The sequence below is a fragment of the Psychrobacter proteolyticus genome (assembly GCF_003350005.1).
GTDB classification, from domain to species: Bacteria; Pseudomonadota; Gammaproteobacteria; order Pseudomonadales; family Moraxellaceae; genus Psychrobacter; species Psychrobacter proteolyticus.
Genome location: NZ_QLKS01000003.1, coordinates 602,506 through 618,874 on the forward strand (window position 1 = coordinate 602,506; position 16,369 = coordinate 618,874).

The 16,369-nt window shown below is 42.2% G+C and carries 12 protein-coding genes; 3 read left to right on the plus strand and 9 right to left on the minus strand.

The window, feature by feature from the left end:
- Positions 1-64: 64 nt before the first annotated feature.
- From nqrE to DXK30_RS09750, 5 genes are read right to left on the minus strand one after another with little or no spacing between them, the layout of a single operon-like run.
- Entirely contained in the window at positions 65-673 is a 609-nt protein-coding gene (nqrE, locus tag DXK30_RS09730) for an NADH:ubiquinone reductase (Na(+)-transporting) subunit E (RefSeq protein ID WP_011281361.1), read from the minus strand.
- Positions 673-1,344 carry an NADH:ubiquinone reductase (Na(+)-transporting) subunit D gene (locus DXK30_RS09735; RefSeq protein WP_057762168.1) on the minus strand — a complete coding sequence of 224 codons (672 nt, stop codon included), beginning with the start codon at positions 1,342-1,344 and terminating at the stop codon, positions 673-675. The genes nqrE and DXK30_RS09735 overlap by 1 nt, the downstream gene beginning before the upstream one ends.
- A gap of 1 nt (position 1,345) precedes the next feature.
- Complete coding sequence (locus tag DXK30_RS09740) at positions 1,346-2,248, minus strand: Na(+)-translocating NADH-quinone reductase subunit C (protein WP_057762167.1); 903 nt, start codon at positions 2,246-2,248, stop codon at positions 1,346-1,348.
- Positions 2,229-3,464 (minus strand): NADH:ubiquinone reductase (Na(+)-transporting) subunit B, encoded by a 1,236-nt coding sequence (locus tag DXK30_RS09745; RefSeq protein WP_057762164.1) that lies wholly within the window; start codon positions 3,462-3,464, stop codon positions 2,229-2,231. The genes DXK30_RS09740 and DXK30_RS09745 overlap by 20 nt, the downstream gene beginning before the upstream one ends.
- A 5-nt stretch (positions 3,465-3,469) precedes the next feature.
- Positions 3,470-4,822 (minus strand): Na(+)-translocating NADH-quinone reductase subunit A, encoded by a 1,353-nt coding sequence (locus DXK30_RS09750; RefSeq protein WP_114701517.1) that lies wholly within the window; start codon positions 4,820-4,822, stop codon positions 3,470-3,472.
- A 1,095-nt stretch (positions 4,823-5,917) separates the two neighbouring features.
- Here DXK30_RS09750 and hisA point away from each other — a divergent pair.
- The 3 genes from hisA (at position 5,918) to DXK30_RS09765 (ending at position 8,760) form a co-directional block, all read left to right on the plus strand.
- On the plus strand, positions 5,918-6,655 hold the full coding sequence (gene hisA, locus DXK30_RS09755) for a 1-(5-phosphoribosyl)-5-[(5-phosphoribosylamino)methylideneamino]imidazole-4-carboxamide isomerase (RefSeq protein ID WP_102094878.1): 738 nt from the start codon (positions 5,918-5,920) through the stop codon (positions 6,653-6,655).
- Positions 6,656-6,723: 68 nt separating this feature from the next.
- Positions 6,724-8,397 carry a mechanosensitive ion channel family protein gene (locus DXK30_RS09760; RefSeq protein ID WP_114701518.1) on the plus strand — a complete coding sequence of 558 codons (1,674 nt, stop codon included), beginning with the start codon at positions 6,724-6,726 and terminating at the stop codon, positions 8,395-8,397.
- Positions 8,398-8,478: 81 nt separating this feature from the next.
- Complete coding sequence (locus tag DXK30_RS09765) at positions 8,479-8,760, plus strand: hypothetical protein (protein ID WP_114701559.1); 282 nt, start codon at positions 8,479-8,481, stop codon at positions 8,758-8,760.
- Positions 8,761-8,877: 117 nt separating this feature from the next.
- Here DXK30_RS09765 and rnr read toward each other — a convergent pair whose 3' ends face one another.
- From rnr to thrS, 4 genes are all read right to left on the minus strand, one after another.
- Positions 8,878-11,154 carry a ribonuclease R gene (gene rnr / locus DXK30_RS09770; RefSeq protein WP_101204722.1) on the minus strand — a complete coding sequence of 759 codons (2,277 nt, stop codon included), beginning with the start codon at positions 11,152-11,154 and terminating at the stop codon, positions 8,878-8,880.
- Between the two features lie 139 nt (positions 11,155-11,293).
- The gene (locus DXK30_RS09775; RefSeq protein ID WP_114701519.1) at positions 11,294-12,538 is read right to left on the minus strand and encodes a toxic anion resistance protein; all 1,245 of its coding nucleotides are present in this window, start codon (positions 12,536-12,538) and stop codon (positions 11,294-11,296) included.
- Between the two features lie 405 nt (positions 12,539-12,943).
- On the minus strand, positions 12,944-13,447 hold the full coding sequence (infC, locus tag DXK30_RS09780) for a translation initiation factor IF-3 (protein WP_057762155.1): 504 nt from the start codon (positions 13,445-13,447) through the stop codon (positions 12,944-12,946).
- Positions 13,448-13,470: 23 nt separating this feature from the next.
- Positions 13,471-15,405, minus strand: coding sequence for a threonine--tRNA ligase (gene thrS, locus DXK30_RS09785; protein WP_114701520.1), 1,935 nt, complete (start codon positions 15,403-15,405; stop codon positions 13,471-13,473).
- Positions 15,406-16,369 lie beyond the last annotated feature (964 nt).

Genomic DNA, 16,369 nt, shown 5'->3' on the forward strand with positions numbered 1-16,369 from the left:
AACCTCTACCGAATAAATGAATTAAATAAGTCAAATAGCTAATGAAAGCTTTGAGCTTAGCGGTTTAGATGGACATACCACCGAACGACATAAAGCCGAGCGACATAAGACCAACCGTGATAAAAGTAATACCAAGACCACGCAGCGGTGCTGGAATATCTGAGTATTTTAGCTTTTCACGGATACCCGCCAATGCTGTAATAGCAAGTGCCCAACCGAAGCCTGCACCCACACCATAGACAACAGATTCACCAAAGTTATAGTCACGCTCAACCATAAATAGTACACCACCCAAGATGGCACAGTTTACGGTGATTAGTGGTAAGAATACCCCAAGTGCGTTATATAGACTCGGTACAAACTTGTCCAAGAACATCTCTAGGATCTGTACGGTGGCTGCAATCAAACCGATATAACTTAGCAATCCTAAGAAGCTCAAGTCGATATCAGGGAAACCTGCCCATGCTAGCGCACCATCTTTTAGGATGAACTGGAATAGTAAATTGTTTAGTGGAACGGTAATTGCCATCACGACAACAACTGCAACACCTAGACCAATCGCTGTAGAGACTTTTTTGGATACGGCCAAAAAAGTACACATGCCTAAAAAGTAGGCAAGCGCCATGTTCTCAATAAAGACTGAGGTTATAAATAAACTAACATAATGTCCCATTAGTGACCGCCTCCATGTGCCATGCCTTTAGATTGCGGCTTCATTACAAACTCAGCTTCTTCAACTTGTTCTGGTTTCCAGATACGGACAACAGCGATGAACAAACCAATGATAAAGAACGCTGATGGTGGTAACAATAATAAACCGTTTGGTATGTACCAACCGCCATCAGTGACTGGCTGTAGAATCGTAATACCGAACCAAGTACCAGCGCCCAATAGCTCACGGATAGTTGCGACGAATAGCAATACTGCTGAGTAACCAAGACCGTTACCAATACCATCTAAAAAGCTTGGGATTGGTGGGTTGCTCATAGCAAATGCTTCAGCACGGCCCATAACGATACAGTTCGTGATGATCAAACCAACGAAAACTGACAAACCTTTACTGACGTCATAAGCAACTGCTTTTAGTACCTGATCAACCAAGATAACCAACGAAGCAATAATCGTCATCTGTACGATGATACGAATGCTTGATGGAATCTGCTTACGGATAATCGAGATAAAGAAGCTTGAAAATGCCGTTACCAAGGTCAATGCCACACACATGACCATAGCGTTAGCCATGCTGGTGGTGACAGCCAATGCCGAACAGATACCAAGAATCTGTAGGGCAATAGGGTTATTATCAAAGATAGGCGTGGTTAAAATGCTTTTAGTGTCAGCCATGTTATGCCTCCTTGCCGTTTGCTACTGGTAGCTTGGCTGCCAATTCGGTTTTAGGTTGAGCTGCCGGCTTTGATTGATTTGCTTGCGTGTCTGCACCTTCAACCGTTTGGCCGCTCTTTTCGCGTAGCGTATCTAGATAAGGCTTGTAACCTTGCTCGCCTAACCAAAATTGAATCATGTTGCTGACGCCGCGGCTAGTCAATGTTGCACCGCTGATGCCATCAACCCAGTTTTCTTTTGGGTTACCAGCTTTGGTCACACCAGTGGCAACGTTACCATTCTCGTCATAAGACTCGATACCGCTCCACTTTGCACGCCATTCTGGCTCTTCGATACGAGCGCCAAGACCTGGGGTTTCTTTATGCTCATAGAAACTGATACCTTTGATGGTATTCATATCACTTTCGAGTGTTAAGAAACCATAGATAGTGCCCCATAGACCGTAGCCCTGAATTGGCAATACAACCGTTTCTGGCTGACCTGCGTCATCATTTTTGACATAGACCTTGGCATATTTTGGCTTACGACCAATACCAGCAGGATCGTTGTCACCTAAGTCTTCACTTAAAGCTTGGTTTTTTGTCGCTTGACTGGCGTCATAAGCATTACGATCAGGGATGCCAGCAGTTTTTAGCGCATCATCATCGAGATAAGTACCTTCGTTTAAATCAATGATTTTTACTTCAAAATCTTTAAAACGTTCGGCAACATCATCTGCTGTATCAGACTCAGCGTCATACATATCAGCAGCAACTAAGATGTTTTTGTTACGATCTAAACGAGCGTTTTCAACTTGCGCAGGCTTTAGACCAACAGCCACTGCTGAGACCAACACTGAACATACCAAGCATAGCGTCAAAGCCACACTGATGGTTTTCGCGTTATTACTTTTGGGCTTGGACATAGCGAACCCTCCGAGCGGTTTGGCGTTTGATATTTGCTTGAGTCACAAAGTAATCAAACAATGGAGCAAATAAGTTGGCGAATAGAATGGCCAGCATGATGCCTTCTGGGAAAGCAGGGTTGATGACGCGAATCAATACGGTCATAAAACCAATCAAGATACCGTAAGCCCAGCGGCCTTTGTTTGTATGTGCAGCTGATACTGGATCGGTTGCCATAAATACAGCACCGAAAGCAAAGCCACCGATAACTAAGTGCCAGTAGAACGGCAAGCTCATCATCATGTTGTCTTCAGAGCCAATCATGTTGAACACAAGAGACGTAGCAATCAAACCGACCACACAACCTGCCATAATGCGCCAAGAAGCAATACGCGTCCATAGCAACACTGCCGCACCCATTAGGATGGCTAGTGTCGATACTTCACCGATACTGCCTTGCATGTTGCCTAAGAATGCATCGCTCCACGTAATGGCATTACCATAGACGTCGACGAAGTCCTGAGGAACCACACCAAGGGCTGCAAGGCCAAGAGGCGTCGCGCCTGAGAAACCATCTACTGCCGTCCATACTGAGTCACCAGACATATAGGCTGGATAAGCAAAGTATAAGAATGCACGACCCGATAGGGCAGGGTTAAGGAAGTTTTTACCAGTACCACCGAACACTTCTTTTGCGACGACTACACCGAAGATAATACCTAGGGCAACTTGCCATAAAGGAATATCAGGTGGTAGACATAATGCAAATAGAACTGAAGTCACAAAGAAACCTTCGTTGACTTCGTGTCCACGGACGACAGCAAAGATAATCTCACAGAGAATACCCACTGCAAACGTCACGATATAAATAGGCAAAAACTGCATCGCACCATAGACGAAGCTGGCCCAGATACTGTCTGGGTTATAGCCTGCCATGCTAGTGATCACAGTACGCCAGCCTTCAGGCTGCAAGCCAAGCTGAGCGATAGCGGTTAGTGCTTGATGACCAATGTTGTACATACCCCAAAACATCGCTGGGAACGTACATAGCCATACGGTAATCATAATACGTTTTAGGTCAATCCCGTCACGTACATGCGATGACGCATAAGTGGTTGAGCTTGGTTGACGTAAGAACGTATCAAACATCTCAAAAATAGCGTAATACTTTTCGTGTTTGCCGCCTTTGGTGAAAGATGGCTCCATACGATCGAACATATTGTGTAAAAATTTCATCGTGGTTAGCCCTCCAGCTCAATGCGCGTTAAGTTATCACGCAAAATATCACCGAATTCATATTTGCCAGGAGATACAAAGGTGCATAATGCCAAATCTTCTTCGTCCAGTTCAAGCACACCCAAATCTACGGCGCTAATGATGTCTTCGACGATCAATGCACGTAGTAATTGAGTTGGTAGGTAATCTTGTGGCATGACTTCTTCATAGACACCGATTGGTACCATCGCTCGAGGTGAGCCGTTACTTGTCGTAGTAAAGTTGTATTTTTTGCCACCAAAGAACTGCGAAATATAGATAGGCAGTTTTGAGAAGCGGTTTTTACCTGGAGTAAAGAAGTGAAACGCAGGACGCTCACGGCCTTCAGTCAATACGCTGATCTGATTGTGAAAACGACCCAGATAGGCGATATTTTCAAACACTTTGCGACCAGACAATACTGAACCTGAAATGATACGGTTCTCGCCAGCAGCCAGTGTACCTTTGGTCAATGCAGTAATATCAGCACCGCGTTCAGTCATAACCAACTGCGGGTTAGTGACAGCAGGTCCTGCTAAGCTCACCATGCGGCGCGTATATAGACGACCTGTCGTGAACAATTTACCGATTGCAATCACGTCTTGATAACCAATCGTCCATACGGTTACACCGCGGCTGATAGGATGCAAAAAGTGAATGTGCGTACCAGCAAGACCAGCTGGATGCTTACCAGCAAAACCATGATACTCAGTGACGTTATTCGCTGCAGTTTTTGCTACTGGCGTCAGTTGAGTATCGCCATGATGGCAGACAAAGGTATTTGGACTAAGCGTAGATAATACAGTAAGTCCATCATTGAACGCTTGTAGCTGCTCATTGATCACAAGCATCGGGTCAAAGGCAAGTGGATTGGTATCCATTGCTGTGACAAAGATAGCATGTGGACGAGCACCGATTTCGGGTGCGCGGCTATAAGGACGCGTACGGAACGCGGTCCATTCGCCAGAGGCAATCAGTTGGGTTTCAACGACTTCAGAGTCTAGGTCAGCAAGCTGCTGTGAGTCATAGCGCTCAAAGTCTACTTCTTCACCATTTGGGTCGACCGCAATCACAAGACTCTCAAACACTCGACGTTCGCCACGTTTAACAGCGACGACCTTACCGGCAGCAGGGGCAGTGTAGATCACGCCAACACGTTTTTTGTCTTCAAAAACGGGCTGACCTTTGGCTACAATGTCACCTTCTTTGACATTCATAGTGGGCTTCATACCCACATAATCATAGCCAACAAGTGCTACATGTGTCGGTTGGTGCTCAGATATCTCGCGGGAGGGTTCACCAGTGATGGGCAAATCCAAACCTTTTTTGATGGTAATCATAAGCGAAAACTTAGTCCATAGTCTAAAACGATACCAGACGTCCTGTTTGGTATATCGGTAGCATGAACATTTGTATCACTCAATAAAGCCTTCAATCGTCTATTTCCTTTATTGTGAAATAGGGATGAAAGCTCTGTGAAGACAATACATGATCATAACTACTAGTAAGAGTATTAACGCTGACCTTAGACTCCTTAACAACACGTTAATGTCTTATTCGAATTACCAAAGTGGCGACTGGCTACCAAGGTGTATGCTAAAACCGTTTCATCGAAATCAATCGCTACAGCGCATGGCTAAAAGAGACTGGTTTAAATACAAATGGCTTTATCACACGTTTCATTGAAATTTAAAACTTGTAACACCAGTATGCTTGACCATCTCTCGCTCACTAATACCGTCTAAAAGTATTCGATAGAATAAGAGTGTGGCCAAATAACGATCTATTAAGGTAGATGATATACTGGTTAAAAGACAAACTAGCTAAGCAACTGATAAGTAAACCTCACTTATTATAAGCTGCTATAGTTTTAATCGTAACGGTTTTAATATAGTTAGCTAGTGATAGAGAATTGCAAGACATCTAATTAAGGTTAAATACCGCAGAATCGATGGTTTAGAGACTATTGGTCAAGATTTTTCAGATAGCCCTTTTTAGCAATTTCTTGGCCAATATTTTATTGGCGTATTGAGCGATTGCTCGATCCATCCTGATCACCATGCTGTATTAGTGAGTTGTAACAACTCAACAAAAAGCGTAACACATGGTTACTATCACATAGAAACAAATAAAAATTTACCTAGGATTATACGCTAAATTGACCTAAAATTGCCAGTCAGTAATAGAATTTAACGATTGTTGGTAGTGATTCTACGTACTAAAACTTATGGTTATGATTGTCTAGTTTCTGTCTTTCTTATTTATATTCAAACAGATTGCTAACTTAGCAGTATCTTGGTTTTCGATCTGTCCATAATTTATGCTACTTTTAAGCAGCGTTTTCTCTCGTTATTTGACGCTTCAATAACGTTTTATTCTCAAAATTGTAATTTACTAAATTTATTGCCAATCTTGTGCTTTATAAGGAATGCTATATGTGTGCTGTGCCCGTCATTATCCCGGCTATTGATTTAAAAGATGGTAAGTGTGTACGTTTAAAACAAGGCCGTATGGAAGATGATACGGTGTTCTCTGATGACCCAGTTGCCATGGCAGCGCGTTGGGTAGATGAAGGCGCTCGTCGCTTGCATTTGGTCGATTTGAATGGTGCTTTTGATGGCGTGCCAGTACATAGACAAGTGGTCAATGATATCACCAAAGCCTACCCGAACCTGCCTATTCAACTAGGTGGCGGTGTACGCAACATGAACACCATCGAGCAGTATATTACTGCAGGTTTGACATATATCATTATCGGTACAAAAGCCGTTGAAGATCCTAATTTTGTTGCGGAAGCTTGCCGCGAATTTGCAGGACATATCATCGTCGGTATCGATGCTAAAGACGGTATGGTAGCCACTCATGGCTGGGCAAACGTGACAGATACCAAAGCGACCGAACTTGCTAAGCGCTTTGCAGACGTCGGCGTGTCATCAATTGTTTATACTGATATCGCCCGCGATGGCATGATGCAAGGCGTTAACGTCGAACAAACCGTTAATTTGGCGCGTGAAGGCGGACTACCTGTGATTGCATCAGGTGGCGTTACTGACATGAAAGATATCGAGCTGTTAAAGCCTTATGGTGATTGTATCGAAGGTATCATCACTGGTCGTGCTATCTATGAGGGCACGCTGAACTTGAGCGAAGCACAGCTCTATTTAGATAGCTAAATAAAATCAGGCAGCTAATCATCAGCAATCAGCTAAGCGAGAAAATCCGTAAAAAGTAAAGGATGCTTATGGCCACTTATATTGACCGCCCGATAGTACGCAGTTTTATAAAAGCGTGGGGTCAAATAGTGTTGCTACTAAGCATCCTTTTTGCGTTTTCAGCGCATGCTGCCAGTGAAGAAATTTCTGGTATCGCAGCAGCACTAGGTATGGAGACAACTGAAGGTGTAGAAACGACAGAGGAAAGCGTATCTAACGATAATTCTGCCACATCAGAAAATGAAACATCAAAAGGTGAAACCACACAACCTGACAGCTCATTGCCAACGCCTGCTCCACCGCCAGTAATCAGTGGCGAAAGCACTAATAATGCTCAAATCGAGACTACACCCACACCGCAAAAAGACAACGACATTCGTCAACGTATCAGCGGTATTTTCTCTGAAATCGAAGGCTTACAAGCCGTCAACGTTAGTGTCACCCAAGGGGTCGTTACCCTAACGGGAGAAACAGCCAACGAAAAAAAAGCACAACAAGCTATTAACCTAACCAACCGTCTAACAGATGTCGTCACTGTAGAAGACAGAATTAACCGTACACTAGATGTTCAAGAGAATGTCTCAACGGTCTATCAAGGTCTAAAAGCGCAGGTGACCAATCTAGTGAAGGCGCTACCACTACTATTAGTTGGCATCGTTATATTTGCCTTGGTGGCATGGTTTGGCAGTTGGTTATCTAATCGCAAAAAGATGTGGCAACGTCTCACACCCAATCCGTTTGTCGCTGAGCTGCTGTCACAAACGGCCAAAGTCATCTTTATTATCTTTGGTCTGATTCTAGGACTAAGTTTGATAGGTGCAGAGACTATTTTAGGTACATTGCTTGGTGGGGCAGGTGTCATTGGTATTGCGGTTGGTTTCGCAGTCAAAGACACTATCGAGAATTATATCGCTTCATTGATGCTGAGCATTCGCCAACCTTTTCGTGCTCGTGATCATATCGTGATTAATGGACAAGAGGGCATCGTGGTTCGTTTGACCTCACGTGCAACAATACTGATGACATTGGATGGTAATCAGCTGCGCATTCCTAATGCTGAAGTTTTTAAAGGTACAATTCTAAATTACACCAAAAACCCTGAGCGCCGATTTACTTTTGAATTGGGCGTTGATGCCAATGATGATCCACTAGCAGCAATCAAAGTCGGATTGGATGCGATACATACGCTGGCGTTTGTGTTGAATGAACCAAAGGCGATTGCGGTCATTACCAATGTGGGTGATTCTAATATTGTTTTGGAATTTCAGGTTTGGGTAGACCAATCAGAGACTGACTTTGCCAAAGCGCGCAGTATCACTATTCGTGAAACCAAGCATGCATTAGAAAATGAGGGGTTTAGCTTGCCTGAGCCTATTTATCGTCTGCGCTTCAACAATAAGTTAGAAAAAGCCTTTGAGCACATGCAAAGCAGTGTCAGCAATGCTAATAATATTCAATCTGATATGACGATTACTCCGACTGTCCCTAAACCTGATGAAAACAATCAGGTCAGCGAAAGTCATACGGATGACCAAGATAAAAAACAAGCCAAGGCTCGAGCCAAAACCATTTTACAAGGTCGCAGTGCTAATGAGGTTCTCGACGCCCGTCCTGACGACAAGCTGATGGAAAAGGTTGAACAAGAGATTGCTCAAAGCTCAGATGAGACGGATTTATTGAATAATAATAGTCCGCAAGAATAGATGTTAGACGTTAAAGAAGGTTTAGGCATAAAAAATGCAACAGAATCTATATTTGGTGGTTATTCAAATATGGGGCTTTTTATGGAAATGAAACACGTTATTATCTTTGCAGTAATTGGTATTGTGGCATTGCTTGGCTTTAACATTATCAATGGTAATAGTCGCGAACAAAATAGAGAAATCGCAGCCAGTAGCGTAGCGGCTGAACAGCATGATTCTACAATAGCTACCTCTGATACAGATATTACTAGCCAGCCACTTAGCCAACAGCCAAAAGCTATCGTAGATAGTGCTACTAGTAAAATTGACCAAGCGCAGCAAGCCGAGCAAGAACGTGTAGACCAATTAGACGATGCGCAATAGGCACAATAAATAGCTATATCGTTGATGATTGAAAAGTAGACAGCATAAAAAAGGCTAACGATCACGTTAGCCTTTTTTATTGTATTACAACATCAGTACCTAAGCATCAGTCTAAGCTTAGCTTTTTTTGGCAGCGCCTCTGCGGTTGCTGCTTCTTTTTGCTGGAGTTTTCTTCGGCTGCTCTTTCTTCGGTTGACCTTTTTTGCTTTGGTTCATTGCACTAGATTGCAATTTAGCCTTCAAATCAAAGTCAATTTGTAGCAGGTCCATGTTAACACCCGCAACCTTCACTTTAACCGAATCGCCAAGTCCAAACAGCGTGCCTTTATCTTTACCGATAAGCTGCTGTTGCTGCTCATCGTAGACAAAGAAGTCATCGCCAACATTTGAGATATGAACCAAACCATCGATATATAAATCAGTCAATGTGACGAATAGACCAAAGCTAGTAACCGTAGTCACAACGCCTTCGAACTCTTCACCGACATGATCGGTCATATAGTGACACTTGAGCCAAGACTCTACATAACGTGATGCTTTTTCTGCACGGCGTTCTGTATCTGACGTTTGTGTACCAGCACCTTCAAGAGAAAAGTCCATAACAGGCTGTGGGCTGTTGGTAACTTTTGCCTTAATCGCACGATGCAGCATCAAATCTGGATAACGGCGAATCGGCGAGGTAAAGTGGCTATATTCGTCATATGCTAAGCCAAAGTGACCAATATTGTCAGGTGCATAGTTTGCTTGCATCATTGAACGCAGCAGCATGCTATGAATACTGATGGCATCTGGTCTATCTTTAGTCGCTTCGATAATTCGCTGATAATCCGCTTGAGTTGGATTCTCTTCTGGAAATGGTAAGCCAAAGTTTTTTGCATATTCATGAATACGCATCGACTTCTCATTATCAGGCTTATCATGGTTACGATATAAAACTGGTAACTCATGCTTAAGTGCGAAGTTTGCCGCACAAGTATTGGCAAGCAGCATACATTCTTCGATTAGCTTCTGAGAGTCGCCACGAGTGCGCGGTAAAATCGCTTCGATTCCGCCTTTTTCGTTGAACTTGATATACGTTTCAACTGTTTCGAACTCCATTGCATGACGTTCTTCACGCTTTTTAAGCAGTAGCTCATACAACTGATGTAACGTATCAACAGACTTTTTAACGTCTTTATTACCCGTTAATGATTTAGGTAATCTCTTATCATTCGGATTCACAAGATAATCGTTTACTTGATTATAGGTGAGACGGGCTTGTGAGTGCATCACTGACGGATAGAACTCATATCCAGTCACTTTACCGGCGCGCGATATCTTAATATCAGCAACCATACATAAGCGATCTAGATTAGGGTTCAATGAACACAGACCGTTAGATAGTACTTCAGGCAACATCGGAATCACGCGATGCGGGAAGTATACCGAAGTACCACGTTCATAGGCATCTTGATCAAGTGGTGAATTCGGTGTCACATAATAGCTGACGTCCGCAATCGCAACCACGACACGGTAGTTACCACCAGAACGCTTTTCAGCAAATACAGCATCATCAAAGTCACGAGCATCTTCGCCATCGATAGTGACAAGCGGTAGGTGACGTATATCTGTACGACCTTTTATGTCTTTTTCAGTTGGCTCTTGATAATCATCGGCTTGTTTAAGCGCAGCTTCGCTAAAATCTGATGGAATATCATAGTTGAGCAGGGTAGTCTCAATAATTAATTCACGATCATTGTCATCAGACAGCACTTCAGTGATTTTACCAGTGGCAAATTCATGCTGGTTTGGCCAGTCAATGATATCGACTTTAACAGGAGCGCCTTGCTTGATATTTAGCGCCTGAACATTGTCATCAGTAACCGTAATCGGTTGATGATTGTTTGGGCTACCAAGCTCAACACAATAACCGTCTTCATCACGAGCAAGTGTACCGATAAAGTTGTTTTGACGACGTTCGACAACATCAACGATGCGCCCTTCGGTACGTCCACGATTGTCTGTCGAAGTGCCGACGGCTGCTACTGTATCGCCATTGAATACCCAGCGCATTTGTTTTTCATGTAAAAACAAATCTGGCATGTCACTTAGCACCACAAAACCAAAACCTTTTGGATGTGCAGAAACTGTACCTGAGACGATATCTTGCTTGGTCACTGTACGATAGCGATAAGGACGACCATCACGATTCACTTGGCCATCTCGCGCCATTGCTTTTAGGCGATTGCCCAAAGCATCAAACTGATCAGGGTCATCAATATTAAAGGCTTTTGCCAATTGTTGATGCGTGACTTCCCCATGCTCATTAATCGTGCTGAGTATCAGCTCACGACTAGGAATCGGGTTGTCATATTTTTTTGCCTCACTTGAGGCGTTTGGATCATTCCAACTCATAAATTACCGTATCTATTTTTAAAATTATTAATAGTGGCTATCTTAACACGAACGACGTCGCAATATCTTGCGTCAATTGTCTTATGTGTATTCGGTAGCAGGAAGCGGTCAGTTTTCTGGCGACCGCTATAGGGATAAATCAAATATCGATATCGACATTGCTCGATTGATTAGTAATTTTTTTACTATCCAACTCTTTTGAGACTTCTAGTACCGTAGTCTGATTTGATTTATCCAAGTATTTTTGTGCTTTATCTACTTCCGTGGTCAGTATATTGACCGTTTGCTTCATATTCTCTAGCGCTTCAATTTTGTAATTGCTAATCATATCCATAGTGTCATAGACATTATTGAAGGCATTTTGTAGTTTATCAAGCTCAATGCTACTGCTGGTCGCCTGCTCATGGATTTCACCTGACTGACGTTTAAGCATCGCTGAAGTTGATTCAATCAAACTACTGGTGGTTTTATTCAATGCAGTGATTTGATCTAATACCAATTTTTGATTGGTCATTGCTTGAGCGACGACAACAGCCGTGCGTAATGCAGACACAGTAGTCGTGGTTGCGCGATCGACACCCTTAATCAGCTCTAAGTTATTACGGCGAATAGTATCAAGCGCCAAGTAACCTTGTATATTCACTGCTAACTGAGTTAAAAAGTCAGTGTTTTTTTGACGGACATAAAACAACATCTCTTCTTTGATAATGCGCGCTTTTTCTGGATCTGTTGCTTCTATCGCATAGACCTTTTGTTCTAGCTGTTCATCAATCTTTTTGCCAACGTAGACATACTGGCGAATAGACTGCATCAGCTCCCACATGTTGACTTTTTCTTGCTCAATCATCGCATTGTCTTTGAGCAGTTCATCTTTACCATTATAGAGACTGGTAACGACCGCATTGATATGTGATTGCGCTGATTCATACTGACGGAAATAATCCTGTACCTTGTTGCCGAACGGAATAAGACCGAACAGCTTGCGTGAGCTGGTCAGCTCTTTTTTGCTCGGATCTAAGTCTTCAACAATACCACGTAGTTCTGTCAACGATTTGGCGATAGGGGAATTATCAAATAAGCTGTCATTCAAACTTTTTGCGGGCAAATCTAACATTCGATTAGATACTTGTGCAGATTCACGAATCTCTTTGGTACCTAGATTATGAATAGACTGAACGTTCTGTCGAAATTCATCGCTATGCACAGAGTTGGTAATCACATGATCAACAAAAGCATCAACCTTGGCATCGAGCTCAGGAATTTGGCTTTCATCCAATTTGACCATCTGATCTGCTTCACTTTTTTGTATTTCTTTGACAGGTTCAGGTGCTGTTAGAGAGATACTGGGAGTTGTAGCGTTTTCTGGTGGTGTCAATTCTTGCATGAAATATCCTCTGATATCGGAGAAGGGAAGTGTTTTTTGTCAACGACTCTGACAGTCGTGATATACATTGTTTTTATTTATACACTTAGCTTTTATACATTTATAAAATGTCTTTAGCTCATACTAACTTCTATCAAATGATCACTAGTGACTGCTAAATGCCGACTAGCAAATATAACTAGACCTTTAGATTACCGTGTAATCAGAAAGTTGAGAAGGTAGATTTTGTAAAATAGCGTCAGTCAATGATACTAGGCTATTATGTTCAATATAGCTGCGTTCATTACAGCCGTTTTTGAGTCCAAATAATAAAAAACCATCAATATCCCGCAGCATATTGATGGTTAGAGTTATAAATAGCTATATAGACTAACAGCCACCACTCAAAGCAATCCAATAGACAGATTACTTTTTCTTAGTGGGTCCAAGCAGCATACCCATTTGACGACCTTCCATCTTAGGATATTGTTCGACGTTTGAGATATCAGCAGTATCTTCAATGATACGATCAAGTTGTTTGCGACCGATGTCTTGGTGCGCCATTTCACGTCCGCGGAAACGGATGCTAATTTTAACTTTATCTTGATCTTCCAAGAAGCTCACGATTTTTCTCAGTTTAACCTGATAATCGGCTTCTTCGGTGCTAGGACGTAGCTTCATCTCTTTGAGCTGAGTCTGCTTTTGGTTTTTCTTAGCTTCTTTAGCCTTTTGCTTTTGATCATAGAGGAAATGTTTATAATCCATGATCTTACATACTGGCGGCTTAGCTTCAGGAACTAATTCAACCAAATCTAGGTTTTCATCACGTGCCGCTTTCATCGCGGTTGCGATATCAACCACACCCATTTGCTCGCCATCTTCTTTGACGAGACGGACTTCTTTGACGTTGATATCTTCGTTGATGTTCAAACGGTTGGACTGTTTAATAGGTATTACTCCTCATCTGTTTTTGGGGTCTGTCGGCCTTTTTTACTGACAGCGGTCTGTACTAATGTAATAAATTCAGAAACACTCATCACGCCAAGGTTCTCACCTTCGCGAGTTCGGACGTTGACGCTGCCCGATTCCACTTCTTTATCCCCTAATACTAGCATATAGGGAATACGTTCTAATGTTTTCTCTCGTATCTTAAATCCAATCTTTTCGTTACGCAAGTCGCTAATAGCGCGCAAACCTGCATTTTTGAGCTCGCTAACCACGTTTTCGCATGCATCAGCTTGTTTATCAGTGATATTCATGACCACAACTTGCTGCGGTGCTAGCCATACTGGCATCCAACCAGCATAGTTTTCGATCAAAATACCAATGAAGCGCTCAAATGAACCTAAGATTGCACGGTGCAACATAATAGGCACTTCGCGATCGTTTTGCTCATTGACGAATTCTGCATCGAGACGCTCAGGCATGTTTGGATCAACCTGAATGGTACCGCACTGCCAAATACGTCCTAACGAGTCTTTTAGACTAAACTCAATCTTTGGACCGTAAAAAGCACCTTCGCCAGGTAAGTAATCCCAGTCTAGCCCTGAGCTATCAAGCGCATCTGCTAAAGCCTTTTCTGCAAAGTCCCAAGACTCGTCACTACCGACACGTTTTTCAGGACGGGTAGAAAGTTTCATAATAATGTTATCAAAGCCGAAATCTTCATAAACAGCAAGTGTTAGCTTAATAAAGTCAGCAACTTCTTGTTGAATTTGCGCTTGCGTACAAAAGATATGCGCATCATCTTGAGTAAAACCACGTACACGCATCAAACCATGCAATGAACCTGAAGGCTCATTACGATGACAAGAACCAAACTCTGCCATACGCAAAGGCAGGTCACGGTAAGACTTTAGACCTTGATTAAACACTTGCACGTGACAAGGGCAGTTCATCGGCTTTACCGCGTAATCACGGTTTTCACTAGATGTCGTGAACATATTAGTTGCGTAGTTGCCCCAATGTCCTGAGCGTTCCCACAAGCTGCGATCAACGATTTGAGGTGTCTTAATCTCTTGATAACCGTTATCATATTGTACTTTACGCATATACTGCTCAAGTACTTGATAAATCGTCCAACCATTCGCATGCCAGAACACCATGCCTGGTGCTTGCTCTTGCATATGAAATAGATTTAACGCTTTACCAATTTTACGATGGTCACGTTTTTCTGCTTCTTCAATACGTTGGATATAGGCTTTTAACTGTTTCTTATCAGCCCACGCAGTACCATAGATACGCTGTAACTGTTCATTTTTCGCATCGCCGCGCCAATAAGCACCTGACATTTTGGTCAGTTTAAATACTTTCAAAAAGCGTGTGTTTGGCACATGCGGGCCACGGCACATATCGACGTATTCTTGGTGATGATACAAGCCAAACGCTTCTTCACCTGGCATATCATTAATAAGTTTTAGTTTATAGTCTTCATTACGTGATTCAAATATCTCAATCGCTTCGGCACGTGGCGTCATTTTTTTGATAACGTCATAATCTTGCTTGATCAGCTCCATCATGCGTTTTTCAATCGCTTCCATATGCTCAGGCGTAAATGGCGTTTCACTAAAGATATCGTAATAAAAACCATCATCAATGACAGGACCAATGACCATCTTCACATCAGGATATAACTGCTTAACAGCATGACCTAATAGGTGAGCGCATGAGTGACGGATAATATCGACACCGTCGTCGTCTTTCGGCGTTACGATTTCAACATTGGCATCAGCGACGATAGGATCATGTGCATCTACCAGATGACCATTTACACGTCCAGCAACCGTCGCTTTAGCGAGTCCTGTCCCAATACTTTGCGCCACTTCCATGACTGTTGTATGACCTTCAAAGTCTTTTACACTACCATCGGGTAAAGTAATCGCTACCATAATTTATTCGCCTATTATTGGGTCCGTTGGCAGTGATGATTGCAACCATCAATCATATAACCGTGAGACCACATCAATTATATCTAATCATCGTGATATGTTGTGAAAGGGACGCATTACCTAGAGTCTTACTATGACTATATATGCTAGAACTGATATAAGGCTCGAAGCCAGTAAATCAATAGCATTGCAGCAAAATGCATTTTGCTATAGAAGTAATATAACAGCCAACATATATAAGTAATGCAGCAAAATAACTATTATAGCAAAAACCGTCTCTCAACACTAGATATCAAGGGATTGCGCGACGACTAATGTGAGACCCATATCTTATGATAAAGGTAGCATCAGATACTGCACTATATAGGACAGTATATTGAAAGCGCCGTATAATCCTGAATAACTTAGCTCCTATATAGTGTTAATTATATGAATATCAACATTCAAAAATATAAGAGATAATTTGTTTAAGGAAAATACTCAAGAATGACAGGATGAATAAGTCCAGTTATGAATATTAGATAAAGCTTGTTTTTAATGAAAATTGGTGGATTAAAACATATTGAACACTAGTATTTAAAAAATAGAGAACCTCAATTCTATAACCTATTGAAAAAGTTGGTAATTTATTCATCTCCTAAAATAAGATTAAAAACATTAATAAAACGGGTTGACACAAAAGTTAAACCGTCTATAATACGCCCTCACAAGACGAGCTGGAAGTAGCTAGTGTGTAGATTACACATTAATAACCCAGTTAACCTGTTGAAACAAATTAAAATAAAGCTTGACAATTCAAATCATTATGATAAGATAGTCGGCTCGCTAGTTAGCTTAACCGGCAACGGAAAAGGCGAATAGCGTCAGTAGTACCCTATATATCGATGACTGGACGACAGTGATTGAGACTATTTAAAAGCATAACTAAAGAACAACTTGTGTGGATTTTTGCTGATTCAGAATG